The organism is Aliinostoc sp. HNIBRCY26 (assembly GCF_050235535.1).
In the GTDB taxonomy this organism is placed as follows: Bacteria; Cyanobacteriota; Cyanobacteriia; order Cyanobacteriales; family Nostocaceae; genus Trichormus.
Map to the genome: position 1 here is coordinate 4359181 of NZ_CP189852.1, position 21826 is coordinate 4381006.

General features: G+C 41.2%; 27 protein-coding genes. 12 read left to right on the forward strand and 15 right to left on the reverse strand.

Translation table 11 applies throughout. From position 1 onward, the window contains the following. Positions 1-118: 118 nt before the first annotated feature. Entirely contained in the window at positions 119-454 is a 336-nt protein-coding gene (locus ACQFX9_RS18450) for a rubredoxin (RefSeq protein WP_236142769.1), read from the reverse strand. Positions 455-648: 194 nt separating this feature from the next. Between ACQFX9_RS18450 and ACQFX9_RS18455 the strand changes: the two genes are divergently transcribed. Genes ACQFX9_RS18455 through ACQFX9_RS18470 form a run of 4 tightly spaced genes read left to right on the forward strand, consistent with a single transcriptional unit; the run spans position 649 to position 2443 of the window. Beyond that, the gene (locus tag ACQFX9_RS18455) at positions 649-825 is read left to right on the forward strand and encodes a hypothetical protein (RefSeq protein ID WP_427157535.1); all 177 of its coding nucleotides are present in this window, start codon (positions 649-651) and stop codon (positions 823-825) included. A 7-nt stretch (positions 826-832) separates the two neighbouring features. Next, positions 833-1195, forward strand: a complete 363-nt coding sequence (ndhC, locus tag ACQFX9_RS18460) for a photosynthetic/respiratory NAD(P)H-quinone oxidoreductase subunit C (protein ID WP_010997983.1) — start codon at positions 833-835, stop codon at positions 1193-1195. Next, a complete protein-coding gene (locus ACQFX9_RS18465) occupies positions 1186-1923 on the forward strand; it encodes an NADH dehydrogenase subunit K (RefSeq protein WP_236142768.1) in 738 nt (245 codons plus the stop codon). Before ndhC ends, ACQFX9_RS18465 begins: the two co-directional genes overlap by 10 nt. After that, a complete protein-coding gene (locus tag ACQFX9_RS18470) occupies positions 1916-2443 on the forward strand; it encodes an NAD(P)H-quinone oxidoreductase subunit J (protein ID WP_103136067.1) in 528 nt (175 codons plus the stop codon). Before ACQFX9_RS18465 ends, ACQFX9_RS18470 begins: the two co-directional genes overlap by 8 nt. A 142-nt stretch (positions 2444-2585) precedes the next feature. Here the strand turns inward: ACQFX9_RS18470 and ACQFX9_RS18475 are convergent, their stop codons facing one another. From ACQFX9_RS18475 to ACQFX9_RS18485, 3 genes are all read right to left on the reverse strand, one after another. Further along, complete coding sequence (locus ACQFX9_RS18475) at positions 2586-3599, reverse strand: PstS family phosphate ABC transporter substrate-binding protein (protein WP_427157538.1); 1014 nt, start codon at positions 3597-3599, stop codon at positions 2586-2588. A gap of 26 nt (positions 3600-3625) precedes the next feature. Next, the gene (locus ACQFX9_RS18480; protein WP_427157540.1) at positions 3626-4954 is read right to left on the reverse strand and encodes a protein kinase domain-containing protein; all 1329 of its coding nucleotides are present in this window, start codon (positions 4952-4954) and stop codon (positions 3626-3628) included. A 157-nt stretch (positions 4955-5111) separates the two neighbouring features. Next, a complete protein-coding gene (locus tag ACQFX9_RS18485; protein WP_427157541.1) occupies positions 5112-6125 on the reverse strand; it encodes a LysR family transcriptional regulator in 1014 nt (337 codons plus the stop codon). A 198-nt stretch (positions 6126-6323) separates the two neighbouring features. Here ACQFX9_RS18485 and ACQFX9_RS18490 point away from each other — a divergent pair, with 198 nt between their 5' ends. The 3 genes from ACQFX9_RS18490 (at position 6324) to ACQFX9_RS18500 (ending at position 10204) form a co-directional block, all read left to right on the forward strand. After that, on the forward strand, positions 6324-7040 hold the full coding sequence (locus ACQFX9_RS18490) for an NnrU family protein (protein WP_236142764.1): 717 nt from the start codon (positions 6324-6326) through the stop codon (positions 7038-7040). Between the two features lie 380 nt (positions 7041-7420). Next, positions 7421-7807: a thioredoxin family protein gene (locus ACQFX9_RS18495; RefSeq protein WP_427157542.1), complete on the forward strand. Its 387-nt coding sequence runs from the start codon at positions 7421-7423 to the stop codon at positions 7805-7807. A 306-nt stretch (positions 7808-8113) separates the two neighbouring features. Further along, positions 8114-10204 (forward strand): NAD(P)H-quinone oxidoreductase subunit 5, encoded by a 2091-nt coding sequence (locus ACQFX9_RS18500; RefSeq protein WP_427162932.1) that lies wholly within the window; start codon positions 8114-8116, stop codon positions 10202-10204. Between the two features lie 172 nt (positions 10205-10376). Here ACQFX9_RS18500 and ACQFX9_RS18505 read toward each other — a convergent pair whose 3' ends face one another. Together ACQFX9_RS18505 and ACQFX9_RS18510 are read right to left on the reverse strand one after the other, a co-directional pair. Next, a complete protein-coding gene (locus ACQFX9_RS18505; protein WP_427157543.1) occupies positions 10377-10862 on the reverse strand; it encodes a DUF3368 domain-containing protein in 486 nt (161 codons plus the stop codon). Continuing rightward, positions 10862-11128, reverse strand: coding sequence for a UPF0175 family protein (locus tag ACQFX9_RS18510; RefSeq protein WP_103136061.1), 267 nt, complete (start codon positions 11126-11128; stop codon positions 10862-10864). Before ACQFX9_RS18510 ends, ACQFX9_RS18505 begins: the two co-directional genes overlap by 1 nt. A gap of 203 nt (positions 11129-11331) precedes the next feature. On the opposite strand from ACQFX9_RS18510, the gene ndhD1 reads away from it, so the two are divergent. After that, on the forward strand, positions 11332-12909 hold the full coding sequence (gene ndhD1 / locus ACQFX9_RS18515) for a photosynthetic/respiratory NAD(P)H-quinone oxidoreductase subunit D1 (RefSeq protein ID WP_427157546.1): 1578 nt from the start codon (positions 11332-11334) through the stop codon (positions 12907-12909). A 64-nt stretch (positions 12910-12973) separates the two neighbouring features. Here ndhD1 and ACQFX9_RS18520 read toward each other — a convergent pair whose 3' ends face one another. Next, a complete protein-coding gene (locus ACQFX9_RS18520; RefSeq protein WP_427157547.1) occupies positions 12974-13324 on the reverse strand; it encodes a hypothetical protein in 351 nt (116 codons plus the stop codon). A gap of 161 nt (positions 13325-13485) precedes the next feature. On the opposite strand from ACQFX9_RS18520, the gene ACQFX9_RS18525 reads away from it, so the two are divergent. Together ACQFX9_RS18525 and ACQFX9_RS18530 are read left to right on the forward strand one after the other, a co-directional pair. Continuing rightward, positions 13486-14205 carry a Uma2 family endonuclease gene (locus tag ACQFX9_RS18525; protein ID WP_427157549.1) on the forward strand — a complete coding sequence of 240 codons (720 nt, stop codon included), beginning with the start codon at positions 13486-13488 and terminating at the stop codon, positions 14203-14205. Positions 14206-14384: 179 nt separating this feature from the next. Then, positions 14385-15065 (forward strand): hypothetical protein, encoded by a 681-nt coding sequence (locus ACQFX9_RS18530; RefSeq protein ID WP_427157551.1) that lies wholly within the window; start codon positions 14385-14387, stop codon positions 15063-15065. Here the strand turns inward: ACQFX9_RS18530 and ACQFX9_RS18535 are convergent. From ACQFX9_RS18535 to ACQFX9_RS18555, 5 genes are all read right to left on the reverse strand, one after another. Beyond that, a complete protein-coding gene (locus ACQFX9_RS18535; RefSeq protein ID WP_427157553.1) occupies positions 15062-15265 on the reverse strand; it encodes a DUF433 domain-containing protein in 204 nt (67 codons plus the stop codon). The genes ACQFX9_RS18530 and ACQFX9_RS18535 overlap by 4 nt on opposite strands. Before the next feature lie 2 nt (positions 15266-15267). Further along, positions 15268-15885 (reverse strand): Uma2 family endonuclease, encoded by a 618-nt coding sequence (locus ACQFX9_RS18540; protein WP_427157555.1) that lies wholly within the window; start codon positions 15883-15885, stop codon positions 15268-15270. Positions 15886-16159: 274 nt separating this feature from the next. Beyond that, positions 16160-16528 (reverse strand): type II toxin-antitoxin system PemK/MazF family toxin, encoded by a 369-nt coding sequence (locus ACQFX9_RS18545; RefSeq protein WP_427157557.1) that lies wholly within the window; start codon positions 16526-16528, stop codon positions 16160-16162. Further along, entirely contained in the window at positions 16528-16749 is a 222-nt protein-coding gene (locus tag ACQFX9_RS18550; RefSeq protein ID WP_427157558.1) for a hypothetical protein, read from the reverse strand. Before ACQFX9_RS18550 ends, ACQFX9_RS18545 begins: the two co-directional genes overlap by 1 nt. A gap of 168 nt (positions 16750-16917) precedes the next feature. Further along, entirely contained in the window at positions 16918-17085 is a 168-nt protein-coding gene (locus ACQFX9_RS18555; RefSeq protein WP_427157559.1) for a type II toxin-antitoxin system HicB family antitoxin, read from the reverse strand. A gap of 319 nt (positions 17086-17404) precedes the next feature. Here ACQFX9_RS18555 and ACQFX9_RS18560 point away from each other — a divergent pair, with 319 nt between their 5' ends. Next, positions 17405-18451 carry a hypothetical protein gene (locus ACQFX9_RS18560; protein ID WP_427157560.1) on the forward strand — a complete coding sequence of 349 codons (1047 nt, stop codon included), beginning with the start codon at positions 17405-17407 and terminating at the stop codon, positions 18449-18451. A 121-nt stretch (positions 18452-18572) separates the two neighbouring features. Here the strand turns inward: ACQFX9_RS18560 and ACQFX9_RS18565 are convergent, their stop codons facing one another. After that, a complete protein-coding gene (locus tag ACQFX9_RS18565; protein ID WP_427162933.1) occupies positions 18573-18845 on the reverse strand; it encodes a DUF1049 domain-containing protein in 273 nt (90 codons plus the stop codon). A 69-nt stretch (positions 18846-18914) separates the two neighbouring features. Then, positions 18915-20339, reverse strand: coding sequence for a phosphoglucomutase/phosphomannomutase family protein (locus ACQFX9_RS18570; RefSeq protein WP_427157561.1), 1425 nt, complete (start codon positions 20337-20339; stop codon positions 18915-18917). Between the two features lie 107 nt (positions 20340-20446). On the opposite strand from ACQFX9_RS18570, the gene ACQFX9_RS18575 reads away from it, so the two are divergent. Beyond that, a complete protein-coding gene (locus ACQFX9_RS18575) occupies positions 20447-21316 on the forward strand; it encodes a PD-(D/E)XK nuclease family protein (RefSeq protein ID WP_427157562.1) in 870 nt (289 codons plus the stop codon). A 68-nt stretch (positions 21317-21384) separates the two neighbouring features. Here the strand turns inward: ACQFX9_RS18575 and ACQFX9_RS18580 are convergent, their stop codons facing one another. Continuing rightward, the gene (locus tag ACQFX9_RS18580) at positions 21385-21624 is read right to left on the reverse strand and encodes a hypothetical protein (RefSeq protein WP_103136049.1); all 240 of its coding nucleotides are present in this window, start codon (positions 21622-21624) and stop codon (positions 21385-21387) included. Between the last annotated feature and the right edge of the window lie 202 nt (positions 21625-21826).

The window sequence follows — 21826 nt, forward strand, 5'->3', positions numbered from 1 at the left end:
TAAGGTCGCTCTCAACGGGTTACTTAATGCAGTTGAGTGCTGAGTGGTGAGTGGTGAGTGCTGAGTCATGAGTTTCTCTCCTCTGCCCTCTGCCCCCTGCCCCCTGCCTCCTGCTGCCTCACTGCAATCCATAGAGACTCATAAAAAACAAAAATGCCACCACTAAAGCACCGAAAATGAGGATATTTTTCTGACCAGGGGTGAGAGTGTTTACACCTAAACCATAGCTAAGGTTTTCTTTAAACCCCGATGCTGTACCGGCTGGGCCAACATTAGTAAAAGCAACTTTTTTGGCCGTGCAAACAGGACAACGCCAATTCACAGGCAATTCTGCAAAAGGTGTCCCTGGAGCAATGTCATGCTTATCGTCACCCTTTTCAGGTTCGTAAACATAACCGCAGGCGCGACACTCGTAGCGGTCTAACACTGTAGTTTCAACAGCTGGTTCGCTCATGACTTAGGTCTCGCAGAGAAGAATTCTTAAATATACGTTAAAAATTATGACATATTCGTTAGACTTTTCTATCACTTCTACAAACGAATCAAATACCTGAAATCCGTTTGTTTCACAGATTTCAGAAAAACTAAACAGATATAATGTAAAAGAAAGTTACGCAATTCTAGGGGTTGGGTACTGGGTATTGGGTATTGGGTATTAAGAGTTGGGCATTGGGCATTGGGATAAATTCTCCCCAGTCCGCAGTCCCCAGTCCCCAGTCCCCCCTTCGGGGTTCGCCAGTCGCTCATGGGGGAAACCCCCAAGACCGCGCTGGCTCACCAGTCCCCAGTCCCCAGCCTCCACCCAAAATACTCCATAAGCGGTAGATTCATTGTGTTTGTCCTTAGCGGTTACGAGTACCTTCTAGGCTTTCTCATTATCTGTAGCCTAGTACCTGCCTTAGCACTTTCAGCGTCCAAGCTCCTTAGACCCACGGGTAATAGCCTGGAACGTCGCACCACCTATGAATCTGGGATGGAACCCATCGGCGGTGCGTGGATTCAGTTCAACATCCGGTACTATATGTTTGCGCTGGTCTTCGTAGTTTTCGATGTGGAGACGGTGTTCCTTTATCCTTGGGCGGTAGCTTTTCATCGTTTAGGGTTATTGGCGTTTATTGAGGCACTGATTTTCATTGCAATTCTTGTAGTTGCCCTAGTTTACGCATGGCGTAAAGGAGCTTTGGAATGGTCTTGAATTCTAATTTAACCACCCAGGACAAAGAACGAATCATTAACCCAGTTGAGCGTCCGACAGTCACTCAAGACTTGTCAGAAAACGTAATTTTGACCACGGTTGATGACCTTTATAACTGGGCTAGGCTTTCTAGTTTGTGGCCTTTGCTGTTTGGTACAGCTTGCTGCTTTATTGAATTTGCAGCTTTAATTGGCTCACGTTTTGACTTCGATCGCTTTGGATTAATTCCCCGTTCTAGTCCCCGTCAAGCGGATTTGATTATTACAGCCGGGACAATCACCATGAAGATGGCTCCTCAATTGGTGCGTCTTTATGAACAAATGCCCGAACCCAAATATGTAATTGCTATGGGGGCTTGTACAATTACAGGCGGGATGTTTAGCGTTGATTCTCCCACAGCTGTACGTGGTGTAGATAAGCTGATTCCTGTGGATGTCTACTTACCTGGTTGTCCTCCCCGTCCAGAAGCAATTATTGACGCAATTATCAAGCTGCGGAAAAAAATTGCTAATGATTCGATGCAAGAACGGGGTCAAATTAAGCAAACCCACCGTTTCTACAGCACTACGCATAATTTGAAACCAGTACCAGAAATTTTAACTGGCAAATATATGCAGTCGGAAACTCGCTTTACACCACCTAAAGAATTGACAGAAGCAATTGGTTTACCAGTTCCACCTGCATTGTTGACAGCAAAGACTCAGACGGAGGAACAAAAACGTGGCTGATGAAGAAGTAAAACCAGTACCAGCCCAGACAGAAGCTATAGTCCAAGCTGGCCCCATTTCTAGCTGGTTGTCAGAAAATGGCTTTGCTCATGAGTCTTTAGCCCCCGATAAAAATGGGGTAGAAATTATTAAAGTCGAGCCAGATTTCTTGTTACCCATCGCTACAGCCTTGTATGCTTATGGGTTTAACTATCTTCAGTTTCAATCAGGTATCGACCTCGGCCCTGGTGAAGATTTAGTCAGTGTTTATCACTTAGTCAAGGTGGGTGATAATGCTGATCAACCTGAAGAAGTGCGGGTAAAGGTATTCTTGCCCAGGGAAAATCCCAGAATTCCTTCGGTTTACTGGATTTGGAAAACCGCAGACTGGCAAGAACGTGAATCCTATGATATGTTCGGCATTATCTATGAAGGACACCCCAACTTGAAGCGCATTCTCATGCCTGAAGATTGGGTGGGTTGGCCTTTACGCAAGGATTACGTTTCACCTGATTTCTACGAGTTGCAAGATGCTTATTAGGTAGTGCGGAAATCCTAAGTGCTGAGTATCAGCTTGTGAGAATTTTGTTATCTCATCTTTAACCCCTTTCCGGCGGCGGAGAGGGGCTGATCAATTTAAAATTCAAAATTCAAAATTTAAAATTTAACTTTAAGTTGATTTACTACTTGATTCTGACAAATCCTGTCTTCTCAAGTAGTTGTTGACCTTGGGGTGTCAAGAGCCAATTAGCATAAGCTTCCCCAGCTTGTTGGTCTATTTGATTATTTTGTTTGACAATGACAAATAAATTCCGGGTAATGGGATATTCACCACTACGGAACATCTCAGCATTTAACTGGTTAAGTTTAGCAGGACACTCTGAACGAGAAACTTGGGGTTCTTTGTAGGGAGGTATAAACTTTGTATTTGTTCTGCCAATTGGTAGAGATTTAACAGTACATTGAGGTACTACCTCTGGTGCAGAAGCGTAATAAATACTACCAGGGTTGGCATCTACTTTTCTGAGTGCTTCAGTAGTAGTGCCAATATATTGAACATTTTTACCAAAACTTTCTTTCTCAAGTACATTCTCTAGAAAAAATTCTACTGTGCCACCCGCTTCTTTGGGACGGGTGAGGGGTGTGATGGGTAAGTTAACACCTCCAACTTGTTGCCAGTTGGTAATTTTACCAGTGTAGATATCTTTGATTTGGGCAACAGTTAAACCAGGAATATTGAGGTTATGGTTAACTGCGATCGCAATGCCATCAATAGCGACGGGAATTTCTTTCAGGCTAAACCCTTTTTGTTGAGCTTGTTGATTCTCTTCTGGTTTAAAGGAACGTGAAGATTGGGAAAATGCCAATTGATTAGCAATCAACATTTTGATCCCAGTTCCAGAGCCAGGTTTCCCTGATGGGGGGTCAAGATATCTTAAAACAAACTTAGGGCATTTTTGTTGTAATACCGGGTCTATGTCTCTCCGAATAGTAGCCCAAGTAGTGCTACCACCATAATTAAATATGCCTTCTGGGAGGTTAGTTACATCACATTTATTACTGGAATTCAACTGTTGAGTGGTGGGCTGGGAAATTGATCCGCCTTTGCCAAAAACAAACCATAATCCACCCAAAACTAAACCGATGGGAATAATACTGGCTAAAAAAAGTACCAGTGTTTCGTTTTTCTCTGACATGGGTAGACTTGAACGCCAGAACTGTTTTAAATGATTCGAGACAGTAATTTATAAATCAAACGAAACAGGGCTGTGGCTGAGATAGCCACTAAAGCTGCTGCAACAGATAGAACTACAAGTCGTTCTCTAATGATTCCAGGAATGAAAAACACAATAGTCAAACTAATTATGGCAATTATTAGTAAGTCAAATTTTTCAATCCATCGTTTTGTTTGAGCAAATATCAATAAACCCAAAATGATAGCAGCTACAACCAAAGTCAGGATTGGGGATTGAGTGAAAGAAAAAAGCGCGATCGCCATTAATCCTCCCTCAAAACCACTAAATGCAGCACCAACCAATAATTCCCAGGTGGAAAAATTTGCTTTCGGTGGTGCTTGTGGTGAAATTTTTCGCTGTGTCGGAGACGGCGAAATAGCTGTTAGCACTTCGTTAGCCGATTGAAAACGCTCATGAACAGCAGGCAAAAGCATTTTATCTAAAATATCAGCTAGGTGAGTGCTAATATTTACTTTTTCTCGCCATATCCACCTATTCATATAGGAATCAAACAATTTTGTGATTTCCTGATTTGTCAATAAATTCAGTACAGTTGCAGCTAAGGCGTACAAATCTGTAGCAGGAAAGACTTGATTCCCCGCCATTTGTTCAGGAGCAGCAAATCCTAGAGTATAAATACCAGTGGAAGTACCATTCACAACGCCTGAGACGTTAGTAACTTGTTTAACTGCACCGAAATCTAAAAGAAAGAGTTTGCCATCCTGACGGCGCATAATGTTGGAAGGTTTTATATCTCGGTGAATTATATTCTTATAATGGATAAATTGCAGGATTTTGAGAATTTCTTGTAATATCTCTAGAGCTTTATCTTCAGAGAATTGACCAGATTGAGCTAATTCGGCTTCTAGGGTTTGTCCATCAATATATTCTTGCACTAGATAAAAAAATTGGTCTTCTGATGCGCCTTGCCAACTGGGAACGATCATCGGAAAAAAGGCATAGAGTTCTGTTATTTGCTCATGTTCTCTACCGATTTCGGCTAATACTTCTGCCTCTCTTTCAAAAAGTTTAGCGGCAATCTCTAGTTGTTGAGGTGTTAAGTTACCAGCAGGTTGAAACTGTTTGACTACACAAGGACGCATCCCTGGAATTCGGCGATCGCCTGCCAAAAAAGCAGATCCAAAGCCCCCTTTTCCTAATAACTTTTTTGGGACATATCTCCCATCTAGCATTAAAGGCATCCCACAACTAACGCAGTATATTTGCTGTGCTGTTTTGAGTTTAGTTGTGTCATCCAAATCTGGAAAATAGTTTTGCGGGCGTGGGCAATTAGGACGAGTGCAGTAGACTTCCATTTGATTTTGTTAGTCAATCGTCATGTCATTAGTTTGATAGCCAATAGTTAACAGTTTTTAATCATAACTACTGAAGCTATAATTTCACCAATTGCTCATGAGTATTTTACCCATGAGCAACTGACATATTAATAACTCATGACTAATAATTTAGAGATTAACCTTCATTACTAGAACTTGGTAACACTGCATCTAATGGGGGTAGCATGAGTTTTTTTTGTGACAGGTTAAAAATCTCCTGATGCCATTCAGGAGTTGCAAACTGGGGTAATATCTCTTGACTGAAGGCTTCTGCGGCTTTGGAGCGATAGCGATTGGGATTAACTATCAGCCATAGTGTTCTTTTCACCACAACGCCATCAATCGGGGTGCAGTGGAGTACACCCATCTGCAATTCTTTAGCGATCGCACTAGTGGAGACAAATGCTGCACCTAAACCAGACTGCACAGCATTTTTAATGGCTTCGATGGAATTGAGTTCCATCTCGATTTTAAACCGCCTAGTATCAATTTCACAGCGCGCTAGTACCTGATCAATAACTTTGCGAATTGTTGATTGGGAGTCTAGGGTGATGAATTGTAATTTGTATAAATCTTCTTTTTGAATGGATTCTTGTTTAGCAAAAGGGTGGAATGCAGGTAAGATTAACGCCAGCTCATCTTCAGCATAGGGATGAATTTCTAGCGATTCTGCGAGTTCTGCGGGGATTTCGCCGCCAATGATTGCTAAATCTACTTGTCCATTAGCTACACTCCAAGCGGTGCGGCGAGTGGAATGGACATGAAGTTGTACCGCGACATCAGGATATTTCTGGCGGAACATCCCAATCATTTTGGGCAGAAGATAAGTACCCGTGGTTTGAGAAGCACCCACAATTAACGTTCCACCTTGGAGATTTTGTAAATCTTCGATGGCACGACAGGTTTCTTGACATAAACTGAGAATTTTTTCCCCGTAGCTCAATAGTAGATGCCCTGCTTCGGTTAATTGAGCGCGCCGTCCTCCACGGTCGAATAGAGGGACATCTAGCTGTCTCTCTAGGTTCTGCACTTGCAAACTCACGGCCGGTTGGGAGACATAGAGACTATCAGCAGCACGCTTGAAGCTCCCTTCTACAGCGATCGCTTTGAGAATACGTAACTGATCTAAAGTGAATGGAAGGTCAGACATAAGGCTCAACCCACAAACTTTGAAAGGAGCGAATTTAGTAACTAATCATCAATAGACGTGATTAATTACATTGAAGATTCGGAGGCTTGACTCGAACACGACAGTACCACAACATTTTGATGCAAGTCTCCTGTTGAATACTTTGTGGTATTGGTTGTATATAGTTAACGTTTCTTAAAATTACTTTACTTGTTGATTATGATGCTCAATCCTGGGTTAGCTCCGAGTCATTTGGTGATGCTGGGGTTATTGTTAATTTTTGCGATCGCCCACAGTGGGGGAGCTGCTTTGAGACCTTGGGCAGAGAAGCACATCGGGCCAAGGCTTTATCGCATAGTTTTTGCATTAATTAGTTTACCTTTGGCTGTCGTAGTAATTACCTATTTTTTTAATCACCGTTATGATGGCTGGCAATTGTGGCAGGTACAGGATGTACCAGGCATAAAAGCAGTGGTTTGGGTGTTGTCAGCGATTTCATTTTTATTTTTGTATCCTGCCACCTTCAATCTACTAGAAATTGCTGCTATTCAAAAGCCCCAAGTGCATCTGTATGAGACAGGGATTATCAGGATTACCCGTCACCCACAAATGGTGGGGCAAATTATTTGGTGTATTGCCCATACCCTGTGGTTGGGGACAAGTTTTACCCTAGTGACATCTATAGGGTTAGTATTGCATCATTTATTTGGGGTTTGGCATGGCGATCGCCGCTTACACCATCGCTATGGAGAAGCCTTTGAAATTGTGAAACAGCGCACTTCGATTATCCCCTTTCTCGCAGTTATTGATGGTCGTCAATCTCTTCACTGGCAAGAATTTCTTCGTCCTGCCTACTTGGGTGTGGCGATTTTTGTTGGGCTACTGTGGTGGGCGCATCCCTTGTTAATCGTGGCCACCAGTAGCGTCAGTTGGTAGTTTTGAGTGATCCCCAAAACCCAAAAAAATACTAACCTAGTAAAAGATTCTACTGATCAAATGCTACCAAATCAATGTAGGATAAATAGAAATAGCTGTTAGTCAGGGTGAGGTCATAGGTTTTCATACCTGTAAATTTTGTAAATCAATCAACAATTACTTTTGTGGGGGATTATACAGCGCAGCACTTAAAACAACTATTAGGCAAACCATTGCCAGGACTTGAATAACCCAAATTTTGTCGTTAAAATCATGCTGACTTTTGTGTCAGATCCCACAATAACCTTTGAAAAATAACTGCAATAAAGCTTTGACTAGCTTGCTAAATTCTTTCGCTGATAGCTAGTTTGATATTAAAAACCTATAATTCTAGAGGCATCATGGTGTTGTCGGTTAGTGAGCGGACATTTACTCAAGAAGTTTTAGAATCGCCAATTCCGGTTTTAGTAAATTTTGAAGCACCTTGGTGTGGCCTATGTCGCATTATTCACCCTTTGCTGCTGCAATTTCAAGGTCAGTGTGAAGACCAAATTAAGCTAGTTGGGATTAATGCAGATGAGAACTTCAAGCTATCTAACACGTATCGCCTCAAGTCCTTGCCCACTTTACTGCTAATTGAAAATGGCGTGGTTCGGCATCGTCTTGAAGGTTTTCGTGGTAGAGATGACCTCCGTCTGGCTTTAGAAGAGATCCAACTCAACTACACTCACCGTCCTAAAGCTTACAGTGGCTCTAAAAAATCAGACCTAGAATTGCACCTGGCATAACTTGGGAATTGGGAATTGGGCATCGGGCATTGAGCATTGGGCATTGGGCATTGGAAGTAAAAAATCTCTCCAGTCCCCATTACCCCTTATCCCCAGAGGGGGCCCCGAGTTCCCCAGTCCCCAATCCCCATTGCCAAATCTAAAACCATGCTTAACGACCCTGCTCAAAAGTGTTCGAGTGGGGTATTTTATCATCTAGGGTGTGTGTCACAATTGTTAACAGTTACGACATGGATAGTTGCTGACGGCGAAAACTGTACAGTAAAGTCCAAAGATAGTCAAAAATCCTAAAAGTACGCGTCAGTGATGGAAGTAATCTATCAGTACGCCTGGCTAATTCCCGTATTGCCGCTTTTGGGGGCAATGCTAGTTGGTCTAGGCTTAATTTCGTTAAATCAAACGACAAACCGCCTGCGGCAGCTTAATGCTGTGTTGATCATTTCCCTAATGGGCGCAGCGATGGGTTTGTCGTTTGCCTTACTTTGGAGTCAACTCCAAGGACACCCAACCTATCTACGTACCCTGGAATGGGCAGCAGCAGGTAATTTCCATCTGAGCATGGGTTACACCATCGACAATCTCACAGCCCTCATGCTGGTGATTGTCACAACGGTAGCCTTCTTAGTCATGGTTTACACTGATGGCTACATGGCTCATGACCCAGGGTACGTGAGGTTTTACGCTTATTTGAGCTTATTTGGCTCTTCAATGTTGGGTCTAGTTGTCAGCCCTAACCTAGTCCAGATTTATATTTTCTGGGAATTGGTGGGGATGTGTTCCTACTTGCTGGTGGGCTTTTGGTACGATCGCAAATCAGCAGCAGATGCTTGTCAAAAAGCATTTGTGACTAACCGGGTGGGTGACTTCGGTCTACTCCTGGGGATTCTGGGGCTATTTTGGGCAACAGGCAGCTTCGATTTCACTGTGATGGGTGAACGCTTAGGAGAACTGGTACAAACAGGCTCCCTGAGCAATTTCCTGGCAGTTCTGTTTGCAATTTTAGTCTTCCTCGGCCCCGTCGCTAAGTCAGCCCAATTTCCTCTCCACGTCTGGCTACCAGATGCGATGGAAGGCCCGACTCCTATTTCTGCTTTAATTCACGCCGCCACAATGGTGGCAGCCGGGGTATTTTTAATTGCCCGGATGTACCCTGTCTTTGAACACGTCCCAGCTGCGATGAATGTCATTGCTTTTACTGGGGCGTTCACAGCGTTTTTGGGGGCAACCATTGCCATTACCCAAAACGACATCAAAAAGGGTTTGGCTTACTCCACCATCTCCCAGTTAGGTTACATGGTGATGGCGATGGGAGTGGGTGCTTACAGTGCGGGTTTATTTCACCTGATGACCCACGCCTACTTCAAGGCGATGCTGTTCCTCGGTTCTGGTTCAGTGATTCACGGGATGGAAGGCGTAGTTGGTCATGACCCAGTTTTAGCGCAGGATATGCGCTTAATGGGCGGACTACGGAAATATATGCCCGCTACCGGACTCACCTTTTTGATTGGGTGCTTGGCGATTTCGGGGATTCCTCCCTTTGCTGGCTTCTGGTCAAAAGACGAAATTCTTGGTGCAGCCTATGAGGCTAACCCGCTTCTCTGGTTTATTGGCTGGATGACTGCTGGGATTACTGCCTTTTATATGTTCAGAATGTATTTCTCGACATTTGAAGGTAAATTCCGAGGAAATGACGAGAAAATCAAAGACAAGCTCAAAAAAGCAGCAGCAACTGTTCTGGAACTAGAATCAGCCGCACCCGCCGTTAATTTTGGCCCTGGGGCAATGAAGAAAGGTGAACTAGCGGCTACAGGTGGTCATCATGATAGTCACGGACATCATAGCCATTCGCCCCATGAATCTCCGTGGACAATGACCTTACCATTGCTAGTATTAGCCGTACCTTCAATATTGATTGGTTTAGTAGGTACACCCTACAACAACTACTTTGAGAGATTTATTTTCTCACCAAACGAAAGTTTGGCGGAAATTCTCGAAAAAGCCGCCGAGTTTGACCCCAATGAGTTTTACATCATGGCGGGTGGTTCAGTAGGTGTGTCCTTAATTGGGATTACCTTGGCTTCTTTGATGTACTGGCAGCGTAAAATCGACCCAGCTGCGATCGCTGCTAAAATCAAACCACTCTACGAACTCTCCCTCAACAAGTGGTACTTCGATGACATTTACCACCGTGTCTTTGTTCTCGGCTTACGCCGCCTAGCTAGACAAGTCATGGAAGTAGACTTCCGCGTTGTTGATGGTGCAGTTAACCTTACAGGCTTTTTCACCCTCGTCAGTGGTGAAGGTCTTAAATACCTAGAAAATGGTCGCGCTCAATTTTACGCCCTCATCGTCTTTGGGGCCGTTTTGGGCTTAGTCATATTCTTCGGTGTCACCTGATTGTTATAGGGGTGGACACAAGTGTCTGCCCCTAAATTTTTCAGGGTTTCATAAATAAATTCAAAATTCCAGGCAGCCACCCATAGGTAGTATTTTTACCGTCATAATGAATGATGAGGCTCAGACAAAAATCCTAGTTTTTTAGCTAATAATTCTATCCATGCTGGTAAAACTAACTTCGTTCTTGGTAATAACGATCTAAAAAACTTTGGATTAGGGCAGAAGAAGCACGAAAGGTGGTTAATTGCAATCGAGAGATGGCATTAGGGAAATTGATGACATCTTGAGTACCTGCACGATAAAGAACACCGAGTAAGCCTGTTACATTCAGACCGTAAGCGATCGCTGCCTGTCGAGCATCCATATCATCTAAAATGATTAGGGATGCGTCAAGTTGGACAGCTAGAGAAATGGCTTCTTGCTCACCTATACCTAGTTTGCTGGATAAGTTGGGTAAAAGAGGCGTGTTAGAGTGAATTTCTAACCAGCTTGGAGGTTGGGCAATCAATTTTTGAACCTGGATGTAAGAGCCTTCAGCAAGGAGTTCTGTGCAGACAGCATTGGGGATGATAATGCGACCAAAAAGTTGAGGCAAAACTTCAACTTCATCAATTAAAATGAGGTAGCACAAGGGTGAAGTGTCGCAAACAATGGTCATCACTGGGTAATTGCTTTGTCAATAGCTTTTAAGTCTTCCTCTAAGTCTGCTGCGGTATAAGGCAGATAAGCTTCATAAGTTTTAAGAAAAGCATCCGTAGCTAGTCGAGAAGAGAGATTTAACAGACGCTGAACTTGGGCTGTCGAGATTTGCTGATGGCGATAAGCTTCAACCACCAAAGATTCTAGAGCGCGCCGAGAAAGTTGGTCAGGGGTATTAGCGAGTTGATGAGCAATATCATCAGGGATTTCGATGGTAATTTGCATTTTATGTGTCCTTTTAAATTTGAGTGACTGCGTTTAGCCAGAAATTTGATACCAAACAAGTCAAAAAAGACTCCCAAGCGAAAAATCGGGGGTTGCTGATTTGATTAAATCAAACTAACAATAAATGCCAAATCGTCAAAAAGCTGTTAGTTAATAACTAGTGGCTTTTTGGCAAACATGATTTTGATAGCAGACAAATTGTAATGAATACAGCTAATTTCCCGTGGCTGACGACGATTATCTTGTTACCGATCGCAGCGTCGCTACTAATCCCCATTATCCCAGATAAAGACGGCAAAACCGTGCGCTGGTATTCCCTGGTTGTCGGGTTGATAGACTTTGCGCTGATTGTCTACGCTTTTTATACTGGGTACGACTTTTCTAACCCCGATTTACAACTTGTAGAAAGTTATCCCTGGGTTCCCCAGTTAGATTTGAATTGGTCAGTCGGGGCTGATGGCTTGTCTATGCCCCTAATTATTTTGACTGGATTCATTACCACCCTAGCAACTTTAGCAGCCTGGCCTGTGACTCTCAAGCCCAAGCTATTTTACTTTTTACTGTTGGCGATGTACGGCGGACAAATCGCTGTCTTCGCTGTGCAGGATATGCTGCTGTTTTTCCTGGTGTGGGAACTGGAATTAATTCCCGTTTACCTGTTGCTGGCGATTTGGGGCGGTAAAAAGCGTCAGTATGCAGCCACCAAGTTTATTTTGTACACCGCAGGCGGTTCGCTGTTTATTTTAATCGCAGCGTTGACAATGGCCTTTTATGGCGATAATGTCACCTTTGATATGCGATCGCTCGGTCTTAAAGATTACGCCCTCAATTTCCAATTATTACTTTACGGTGGCTTCCTGATTGCTTACGCTGTCAAATTGCCCATCATTCCCCTGCATACTTGGCTACCAGATGCCCACGGTGAAGCTACAGCCCCCGTGCATATGTTACTGGCTGGGATTCTGCTGAAAATGGGTGGTTACGCTCTAATTCGCATGAATGCCCAGATGCTACCCGATGCCCATGCTTACTTTGCCCCAGCTTTAGTAATTCTGGGGGTAGTTAACATCATCTATGCAGCCTTAACGTCTTTTGCCCAGCGCAACCTCAAACGCAAAATTGCTTACTCCTCAATTTCGCACATGGGGTTTGTGATTATCGGGTTTGCTTCCTTTACCGATTTAGGGTTAAGTGGCGCAGTCTTGCAAATGGTATCCCACGGTTTAATCGGGGCGAGTTTATTCTTCCTCGTGGGTGCAACCTATGACCGGACACATACCCTGATGTTAGATGAAATGGGTGGTGTTGGTAAGCGGATGCAAAAGATTTTCGCCATGTTCACTGCTTGTTCAATGGCTTCCTTAGCACTACCAGGGATGAGTGGTTTCGTGGCAGAGTTGATGGTATTCGTCGGCTTTGCTACCAGTGACGCTTATAGCTCTACTTTTAAAGTCATCGTAGTATTTTTGATGGCAGTGGGAGTGATTTTAACTCCTATTTATCTGTTGTCAATGTTGCGCGAAATTTTCTACGGACAGGAAAACGAAGAATTAGTTTCTCATCAAGCTTTGATTGATGCTGAACCCCGCGAAGTCTTTATCATTGCTTGTCTTTTGGTGCCAATTATTGGTATTGGTTTCTATCCCAAGTTACTAACTCAGATGTACGACGCTACAACCGTACAACTAACAGCTAGATTGCGTGATTCCGTTCCTACTTTAGCGGATCAAAAAACAGAAACTACAGAAGTTTCTTTCAATGCACCAGCAATTGGCAATTAATTGGGATTCGTGAGCATTGTGAGACGATAGAACCCCGCTTTCTTGAAGAAGGTGGGGTTCTCTGCTAATTAGACAAGCTAGGAAAAAATAATTTGATTACTCCGGCTTTCAAGGCTAAGACAAAGCCAACCACCACAAAACGATTAATACACTCTTGAGTGTCCAACCGCTTACAGATTCCTTTCACCTCCGTGTCTAAAGCCTTAATTTCTCCCTTGAGTTCCGCTTTTAAGGCTTTAATATCTCCTTTAAATTCCGTTTCCAGAGATTTAATATCTCCCTTGAGTTCAGCTTCTAGCTTGACTTGTCCGATTTTAATTTCTGTAACGTCTTTTTGTAGGGTATCTAGCTTCTGATTGATTTGTCCTAAGATTTCCTCTAAAGAATAAGTGACGTTAACAGGGGTTTGACTCATAAATTACAATCATATTAAGAAAATATAAATCTTCTTGCTGCCCATTAACTTTATTATCCTGTGATAGAGTCTACTAGCGATTGATATCAGACAACTTGAACAGAAGTATATTTATCTTGATCAATTTCTCTATCTAAAACTAGAGTCAGAGAAAACCTCTCATGTTAAACTACAACTCGTTACACTGTTTACCATCTTCCGAAGAGCTACCGAACTCCGAGGACACGCCTGTGGATAATGAAATACAAGAATTAATTCCAAGTTTACTAAAAGCGACACTGGCTTTAGTTTGGTTAGACCGATGGGATTGGTACTTTGGTGTAAATATGGGTATTCATTATGACCCAAAAAAGCCAGCGATCGTCCCTGATGGTTTCTTAAGTGTCGGAGTTAAGCGTTTTGTGCATGGGGATTTACGCCTCAGCTATGTGCTGTGGGAAGAAGAAAATCCGCCAATGTTAGCTATAGAAGTGGCCTCTCCCAAACATTTAGGCGAATACAGTACCAAAAAAGATATTTATGCTGAAATGGGAGTTTTGTATTACGTTGTATACAATCCTTTCCGGCGCAAAAAGTCACCTTTGGAAGTCTATCGCCTAGAAGATGGGGAATATTTCCTATTATCAGGAAATCCCATTTGGCTACCAGAAATTGGTTTAGGAATTGGTAAGGAAAGAGGTCTTTATCAAGGAATAGCAAGAGAATGGTTGTACTGGTATGATGAGCAGAAACGCCGATTGCTCACGCCAGAAGAACGGATGATGGAAGCAGAAGCACGGTTAAGTATAGAAGAACAACTGCGTTTAGAAGCAGAAGATAGGGTACAGAAATTAGAAAGCAGGTTAAAGGCTTTGGGTTATGAACCGGAAACTATAGTTTGAATTTAATCTGCGTGAGTACCTCACTTCATGGCTGAGATTTTAGCTGGAAGTGGGGTTTTATTTTTTAACGCAGAGGGGCGCGGAGGGTTTATTGGTGTGTTTTAAGTGTTAATTAGCTTGATGGTTGGGGAATTATATCTATTAAAGAGATTCAGCAATTAAAGTTATCAGGCTATTTTATGGATGTTAAATTAGGGTTCGGCTCTATCCCCAAGCCTCAGTATGTTTTTGTGAGTAAAGAAATTGATCACTGTTGGTATATGCTCTCGGATGATACTAAACCAATTCCGATTTATGATAGGGCTTTGACTGGAGTAATTACAGGGATTGAAGTTAATAAGAAAGTTGAAACATCACACGGTGAGGCTGAAAAAACTGATTTGCATATTTTGGCGGATAAGCCTTATGTAGTTCGCTCAGGTAGTGAATCTTATTTTTCTAAAAGTTTGTTACTTTCACTAGATGTTTTGACACATGAACAGTTATGTCAGCCTCTCACAATTTCTGTTAGTCCTGGTGATAAAACAATTGTCTTTTGTACTATCTATAATCCAGTAACTTATCGTGCTGTAGGTGTTAGCTGGGATGGGCATAAGGAAATAGATTGGCAAGCTCTAGGGCAGAAAGTTAGCGTTAAAATTAACAATATTCAAAATTACAATCAAGAGTTAATTTCGTCTGATAATCGTGCAGGTTTTATAGCTGAAACTGATAATTATCTATCACAATTAAATTGGAGTCCAGAGCAGGGAAGAGAGTTTTTACAGCAAAAATATGGCAAGCGATCGCGCCATCAACTCTCTGATAATGAACTGTTAGATTTTATCGATTATCTCAAGCTACAACTAACCCATAGCTAAAAAAATTGGCTATATCTAATGCAAGCCAAAATATCTTCTTGCGTTAAATAAGGAAAATCATCGAGTATTTCCTGATAGGTCATACCAGCAGCAAGATATGATATTACATCATACACAGTTATTCGCATTCCTCGAATACATGGTTTACCGCCTCTTTTTCCTGGTTCAATGGTAATAATATTGTGGTAATTTACAGCCATGATCACAAACTAGCGTTAAAAATTTGTTGTGCAGTTAAATTCAAATCAGGGAAGGTTACAGATTGAATAAGGTTGTCACATCTAAATTTTCTCACAGTATACTCACCCTCTTCTAAACAACACACTAAAATGGTAGGTTGTTTAGGATTACCTATGAACTCTCTACCTCCCAATCCTGCATAATCTACAATCCAGTATTCAGGAATCCCCATTACTTCATAATCAGCATATTTTTTCAAATAATCATCACGCCAATTTGTACTTACAACTTCAATAATTAATGGGATTGATATTCCTTGAATGGCAGTAGATTCTTTTTTCCATAGAGGTTCATTGCCTAAATTGGGGCGATTTAATAACAGCACATCCGGTGAGTAAGCTGATTCATTTTCAGGTGGTTTGACTAATGCTGTCTTGGGGATGAAATAGGGGAGATTTAACCGGATACACTCTCTAGTAATTTCAAAGGCTAAAAATCCAGTGACTTCTTCATGTTCTCCTGTTGGTTGTGGCATTTCAACTACTACTCCATCATGGAGTTCATAACGTTTCCCTGTTTCATCTGGATATTTAGCAACAAACTCATCAAATGTAGTCAGCTTGCGTATGGCTTGAGTCATAGTAAGTCACAGATAACTTAGTTGTATATCTCTTGAGCAGTGCTAGGTATGATTTAAGCTCCTGCTTGTTATTTTAACTGTCATTAAACTGAGTGCGTAGACGCGTTCGCGTAGCGTCTCGTAGAGAAGCGGCTTGTCTCTGACATCGCTTTACACCGAACTTAGGCGATCGCTAGAAATATGACTTATTCTGTATGATCAGGACAAAGCAATTTATATTGGGTTACTAAATGAACTCAAAAGTTGAATTATTAACACCTATAATACAATCGCCCTATTGGGTAGATATATCTGAGTGTGAATTAGGCTCATCTAATTCAGCAAAAGCTATCTTTAGAAAAGTACGAACACCTTTCCAATCACGTTCTGACAAGTGACCAATTAAAACCACATTAGCTGATGCTGGTAGTGTGACAATGAAACTACGAAAAATGGATGCAACTCGCAAGCCTGCTTCCACCCAATCTTGAAGTGCGTAGTCTGTTACTCCCAATGAGGTTGTCTGTGTTGTTATCAGTCCAATAATGATATCTGGACGAACTCTTTGATAAGTAACAGAGGATATAACTACAGCAGGGCGACGCTTAACACCAGTTACACCAGGAAAATCAACTGTAACTACATCAGCAGGGTTAAACGACACTAAGCAATCTCCTCACTTTCAGGAAAATTTGTAGATGCGTACTGTAAAGAGAATGATGTTAAGTCTATTTGGTCTTGCTCAGTCCATGTATCGCTTTCGTCGATGATAGCCAAATTATTCTGCACTAAATCATTAAGAATTAAGTTTGCCAAGCGTAGTCTTTCATTTGGTGGTAAGTCACGAATCACTTGGTTGTATATTTCCTGAGCAGTATTAGACATGATTCAGCCTCCTGCGCGTTATTTTAACAGTCATTAAACTGTATTGAAGTGTATTTTTAATGAGTGCGTAGACGCAAAGCGGCTTGTCTCTGACATCGCTTGACACCGAACTTAGGCGATCGCTAAAAATATGACTTATTCTGTATGATCAGAACAAAGCAATTTACTCTATATTTTTTGCCCTTCACTAGCAACTTCTAGCCAGCCTTGAATCGCATCTTGTAGCATTTCTAATAGATGTTCGTAGCTATCTCCCCAAGTGTGACATCCTGGTAAAGCTGGTACAGAACCACACCATACATCATCTTCTTGCCAGATAACTGCTTTAATTTTCATTACTCATCATTTTTACAAGACTACGCTCCATTATTTTAGCTTTAATTGAAGTGCGATCGCTGATTCACTGTACTTTGTTGAATATGCGATTTTAAAGGTATTGTTGATGTTAAAAATACTCACATCTCTATCATTAAATTAGTCCATAGAAAGCATCAAATAACGAAAATTAATAGAAAATAAAATTATTGATAATTTTTTGTGATATTTGTTGATGTGATTATGAAATTAATTCGGGAAATATATTTATAAGCAAGCCCTTGTTTGATTTTTGATATGCAGTAAAAGGGCTAAAAAATAGAAAGTCTAAGAGGTATTTATGATTGCACTGTTTCTGGGTGTTATTTCCTTAGTGATTGCTTGTACGGGAGCTTTTTTAGGTGCTAGAACAATCGCTGATATAGATATGACCAACGAGAAATTTACAAGTTGTCAATATCTCCATGACAAAAGTTTCAAAGAATTAGATGTAGACTTAAAATTTACTAAAAGTAGTGTACAAGAATACTCTCAAATCTGTAAAGACACAATATCTAACACAGAGAATATTTTCAAATTTATTGATGAAAATATTACAAACAATAAACAACTTGTAATGTCTAGTGAAATTTCAATCCAGCAGATTCAACAATGCAAAGATACTTTCGATGAAATTAAGCAATATATTGTCGATGATGCTAATTCTGTTGATACTTTGAAAAAATGCTACGGGGCAACTCATCTTGCAAATCCTTTGAAATTGGAATTTAAAGACCTTTTAGACCAAAACATATCACTCAAACAAGCTGACAAAACTACAAGCAATCATTTAAGAAAGTATTCAATGATGGTTCTTACAGGAAGCATGATAATTTTATGTTTACTTACATTTGCTAATATTACCGTGAGTCCAGCAGTATTAATTACTAGTGTTATACTGAATCGCCTGCAAAACAAAGCTTTCAGACAAGTAAGTGAGTACGAATCTGATGTAAAGAATGTGATTACTAAAATTGATGCAGTCAAGGATTTGATGATACAAATTAGACAAGAGATTGACGAATCAGTGGACAGCTTGAAATCTTTAAATGATTCAATAAATGATTTTAAGTCTACTGTTCAAATTTCTAATACTACTAATCAAGTTACTAATGCTGCCGACTTTGCTGTAAAATATCTACCAGGAGTAGATCCTGGATTTAAAAAAGGAGTACACTTGATAAAAACATTTTTAGACAATTTCATGCTTAAGATTTTAGATTATGAAGCAAAGCTAAAAAGCCTGACCTTGAATCTTAAAGAGAAAGATGCTCGGCGTTTACTATTAGGATTAGACGGAATAATAAACATTAATTTCGATCAAAAACTAGTAAGCTTTATGATTTGAAAAATAAAAAGTTAAGTTAGTCCAGGATTTTAATTCAAAAATATCAATCAGCCTATTTCTCAAAAAGCTATGATTAGGCTGATTTTACCTAATAATTGAAGTAATTCTGTTGAAGCACACTTCAAAAATCTTCATCATCAACGAAAAATTCTGCGTCTTCTTCTAAACGGGAGTTACCAGAATCAGCAAGATTCCAGAGGGGTTGTAGAATCGACACGCCAACAAATCCCACACCAGCACTAAACGCCAGCACTATACCGACTGGGATTTTAATTGATTGGAATGTTAAGAATTTTAATGATACTGGCTCGAAATTTTGGACGGAAACAATAGCGATCGCTACTACCCAAATCGCCACAATTAAAGATATCAAAAAATTAGCAAAGCTTTTCATAAAAAATATAACCATAGATAGATGCAGATGTACACTAAATATCTCAGTGTGCATCTGCGGTCTAAAGTTCTATGCTAACTTAGCGATCGCACTTTCCATTTCTTGGGCGAGTTGGCTAAGTTTCTCAGGTGAGTTGGTTTCTAGATAAACGCGTACCAGTGGTTCAGTACCGGAAGGACGCAGCAGCACCCAGCTACCCTCGGCTAAATACAGTTTAATCCCATCCTTGCGTCCGACTTCTTTCACAGCAATTCCAGCTACTTCAGAGGGCGGATTTTTGGTGTAGGATTCAATGACGGCATTCTTATGGGCTTCTGTTAAGTGTAAGTCCAAACGGTTATTGTAAAGCGGGCCGTCAGCTTCTGCGATCGCTTCTTTGACTAATTGACTCAAAGGCTTACCTTCGTAAGCGATCGCCTCTGCAATCAGCATATCAGCTAAAACGCCGTCTTTTTCGGGAATATGCCCAACTACACTTAAACCGCCGGATTCTTCACCACCGATTAAAACAGTGGTTTCCCGCATTTTTTCACCAATGTATTTAAAGCCTACGGCTGTTTCATAAAGAGGTAAGCCGTGTTTTGCCGCAAAGTTATCTAATAGGTGCGTTGTCGCCACTGTACGGACGATTGCGCCGCTTTTACCTTTATTTTTTATTAAATGTCTCGCTAACACTAAAAGCACCGTGTTAGGGGTGAGGACGTTACCTAATTCATCTACAATACCAAAGCGATCGCTATCGCCGTCTGTCGCTAAACCCAAATCTGCATGATCTCGGCGCACTGCTTCCACTAATTCTACTAGCTGTTCCCCTTTGGGTTCTGGCATTCCGCCGCCAAACAACACATCGCGCCAAGTGTGGAAACTTTCTAATTGTGTGCCACTTTGTTGCAAAACTTCATCTAAATAGCCACGGGATGTAGAATATAACGCATCATACTTGACTTTTAGCTGCGCGCTCTTAATTCGCTCCACATCAAGCAATGTATAGATAAATTGGAGATAGTCTGGTTTGGGGTCGAAAATAGAAATAGAACCTGATGGTTTGCCACTTGGCAATTCATCCGATGCAGTTTCTATATTTGCCACAATAGTATCAGTAATTTCTGGAGTGGCAGGGCCAGCATAGTCAGGGATATATTTAATCCCACAGTATGGTGCTGGGTTGTGACTAGCAGTAAACATCAAAGCCCCCGCCGAATTTAGGTGACGGGCATTATAAGCGATTACTGGTGTGGGGCAATCCCGATCAGTGATTTTAACATTCCATCCTAAATCAGCTAAGACTTGGGCTGCTGTCTGGGCAAACTGGTCAGCTAAAAAGCGCGTATCGTAAGCAATCAGAACTGGTCTATCTTTTGTGTAGGCTGTTTCTAAATAACTTGCGATCGCTCTTGTTACTTTCCGCACATTGGGGAAAGTAAAATCATCGGCGATAATTCCTCGCCATCCGTCAGTACCAAATTTTATCTTGCTAGAATTGCTACCACTCATGTTTGCCACTTTCTCCCATATCTTGTGAACTCTATTAGGAAGCTTCCCGCAAAGCGTGCGTAGCTGCAAGCGTCTTCCACCGTATTATTTCTCACTGCGATTGACCAATGTCAACCCCCGAACGACTTTTTGTTAGTTATCACCTCTGGTCTTTAGTTGCCCCAGCGAGGGGGCAAGAACGTTGGCACTGCCACATGAGACGGGGGTTCATTAAAGCGCGTCAACACGAACCACGGGTTAAAGCATTATTAGCGAATGCTACTCCACCCCAGCGCATTGGGTTACTAGCGCAAAAAGGTGTTTATGAGTTTCATCATAATCGACATCTGCTAACGCGATCAGATGGAGTAGAGCAGGTTGCTAAACTCTTAAAATTGAGTAATTCGGCTGTGCAAGTGCAACAGCGCGTCCTACAAATTCTCAAAAAATACTATGAAGCACCATTACTTTTAGGGAAAAGAATTCTGCAATTAACTCGCGGCGATGAAGGTTTTCCTAAACCGATTTTGATTGAGGAAGAAAATTATAGTTTTCGCTTATATGCAGCAATGGACTGTGTTTTTATTGAATCAGATGCCCAAACTTTACATATTGTAGATTTTAAAACTGGCAAGTCTAATTTTGATAAAAGACAAGCATTAGTTTATTTATTAGCCGCTAGTTATTTATATCCTGGTAGGGAAGCTGTCGCCTCATTTTATAATTTAGAATTACGGCAAGAATCAGAATTAATTCAACTCAAAAATCATGAATTAGAAGCCTTGAAAGTTGACTTAGTAAAAATTGCCCAAAAACATCAATTAGATATCCAGAGATATCAAGAATCATCTCAAAATTTCAATGAAATATTTCCACCTAATCCTGGACATCACTGTCGGTTTTGTCCATTTCAATCCATCTGTGATTTTGCCAATTCAGGAACACCAAATACCGGAGAAATCAAATTAGCCCACGGCAAAACTATCAAAATTTCCTAGTTCGTAGTAAGGACTTTAGTCCTTTTATCAATTACATCAGCACTAAAGTGCTTACTACAAACTTAATATTACATTTTGCCGCGTTCCATTACGGCTTGCAGATGACGACGGATTTCTTGTGCTTGCTCAATTTCCGATTGACGCAACTTTTGAAATAAGTCTACACAAGGCTGAGAGTTCACTGCTTTTGCATCTTCAATATAAGTTTCATAAGCTCTAACTGCTTCCGCCTTGTTATGTAATACTGTCAAAAAGTCGTATTCTAAGTTGCTAATAGGTTCTTGGGAATGTCCGTTACCTTGAGTCATGAATTTATCCTCTTGTTAAGCTTTTAATTCATTTCTACTCATCCTTACGGAGTCATTCATCCACCCAAAAGCGTAGAAAAAAGTACAGATATTCTTGAGACTATCGCACTTGCTATCACTAGTGGTTATTCGTATGTAATACTAGAGGAGAATGGTAGTTCAATACAGATTGTGTATATTTACTAGTCGTTAGCAAAGTATC

Excerpts from the sequence above, each read along its gene's own strand:
- ACQFX9_RS18450 (WP_236142769.1), bottom strand. The coding sequence starts at position 454 with ATGAGCGAACCAGCTGTTGAAACTACAGTGTTAGACCGCTACGAGTGT.
- ACQFX9_RS18465 (WP_236142768.1), top strand. The coding sequence starts at position 1,186 with ATGGTCTTGAATTCTAATTTAACCACCCAGGACAAAGAACGAATCATT.
- ACQFX9_RS18475 (WP_427157538.1), bottom strand. The coding sequence starts at position 3,599 with ATGTCAGAGAAAAACGAAACACTGGTACTTTTTTTAGCCAGTATTATT.
- ACQFX9_RS18480 (WP_427157540.1), bottom strand. The coding sequence starts at position 4,954 with ATGGAAGTCTACTGCACTCGTCCTAATTGCCCACGCCCGCAAAACTAT.
- ACQFX9_RS18485 (WP_427157541.1), bottom strand. The coding sequence starts at position 6,125 with ATGTCTGACCTTCCATTCACTTTAGATCAGTTACGTATTCTCAAAGCG.
- ACQFX9_RS18490 (WP_236142764.1), top strand. The coding sequence starts at position 6,324 with ATGATGCTCAATCCTGGGTTAGCTCCGAGTCATTTGGTGATGCTGGGG.
- ACQFX9_RS18495 (WP_427157542.1), top strand. The coding sequence starts at position 7,421 with ATGGTGTTGTCGGTTAGTGAGCGGACATTTACTCAAGAAGTTTTAGAA.
- ACQFX9_RS18500 (WP_427162932.1), top strand. The coding sequence starts at position 8,114 with ATGGAAGTAATCTATCAGTACGCCTGGCTAATTCCCGTATTGCCGCTT.
- ACQFX9_RS18505 (WP_427157543.1), bottom strand. The coding sequence starts at position 10,862 with ATGACCATTGTTTGCGACACTTCACCCTTGTGCTACCTCATTTTAATT.
- ACQFX9_RS18510 (WP_103136061.1), bottom strand. The coding sequence starts at position 11,128 with ATGCAAATTACCATCGAAATCCCTGATGATATTGCTCATCAACTCGCT.
- ndhD1 (WP_427157546.1), top strand. The coding sequence starts at position 11,332 with ATGAATACAGCTAATTTCCCGTGGCTGACGACGATTATCTTGTTACCG.
- ACQFX9_RS18520 (WP_427157547.1), bottom strand. The coding sequence starts at position 13,324 with ATGAGTCAAACCCCTGTTAACGTCACTTATTCTTTAGAGGAAATCTTA.
- ACQFX9_RS18525 (WP_427157549.1), top strand. The coding sequence starts at position 13,486 with ATGTTAAACTACAACTCGTTACACTGTTTACCATCTTCCGAAGAGCTA.
- ACQFX9_RS18530 (WP_427157551.1), top strand. The coding sequence starts at position 14,385 with ATGGATGTTAAATTAGGGTTCGGCTCTATCCCCAAGCCTCAGTATGTT.
- ACQFX9_RS18535 (WP_427157553.1), bottom strand. The coding sequence starts at position 15,265 with ATGGCTGTAAATTACCACAATATTATTACCATTGAACCAGGAAAAAGA.
- ACQFX9_RS18540 (WP_427157555.1), bottom strand. The coding sequence starts at position 15,885 with ATGACTCAAGCCATACGCAAGCTGACTACATTTGATGAGTTTGTTGCT.
- ACQFX9_RS18550 (WP_427157558.1), bottom strand. The coding sequence starts at position 16,749 with ATGTCTAATACTGCTCAGGAAATATACAACCAAGTGATTCGTGACTTA.
- ACQFX9_RS18555 (WP_427157559.1), bottom strand. The coding sequence starts at position 17,085 with ATGAAAATTAAAGCAGTTATCTGGCAAGAAGATGATGTATGGTGTGGT.
- ACQFX9_RS18560 (WP_427157560.1), top strand. The coding sequence starts at position 17,405 with ATGATTGCACTGTTTCTGGGTGTTATTTCCTTAGTGATTGCTTGTACG.
- ACQFX9_RS18565 (WP_427162933.1), bottom strand. The coding sequence starts at position 18,845 with ATGAAAAGCTTTGCTAATTTTTTGATATCTTTAATTGTGGCGATTTGG.
- ACQFX9_RS18570 (WP_427157561.1), bottom strand. The coding sequence starts at position 20,339 with ATGAGTGGTAGCAATTCTAGCAAGATAAAATTTGGTACTGACGGATGG.
- ACQFX9_RS18575 (WP_427157562.1), top strand. The coding sequence starts at position 20,447 with ATGTCAACCCCCGAACGACTTTTTGTTAGTTATCACCTCTGGTCTTTA.
- ACQFX9_RS18580 (WP_103136049.1), bottom strand. The coding sequence starts at position 21,624 with ATGACTCAAGGTAACGGACATTCCCAAGAACCTATTAGCAACTTAGAA.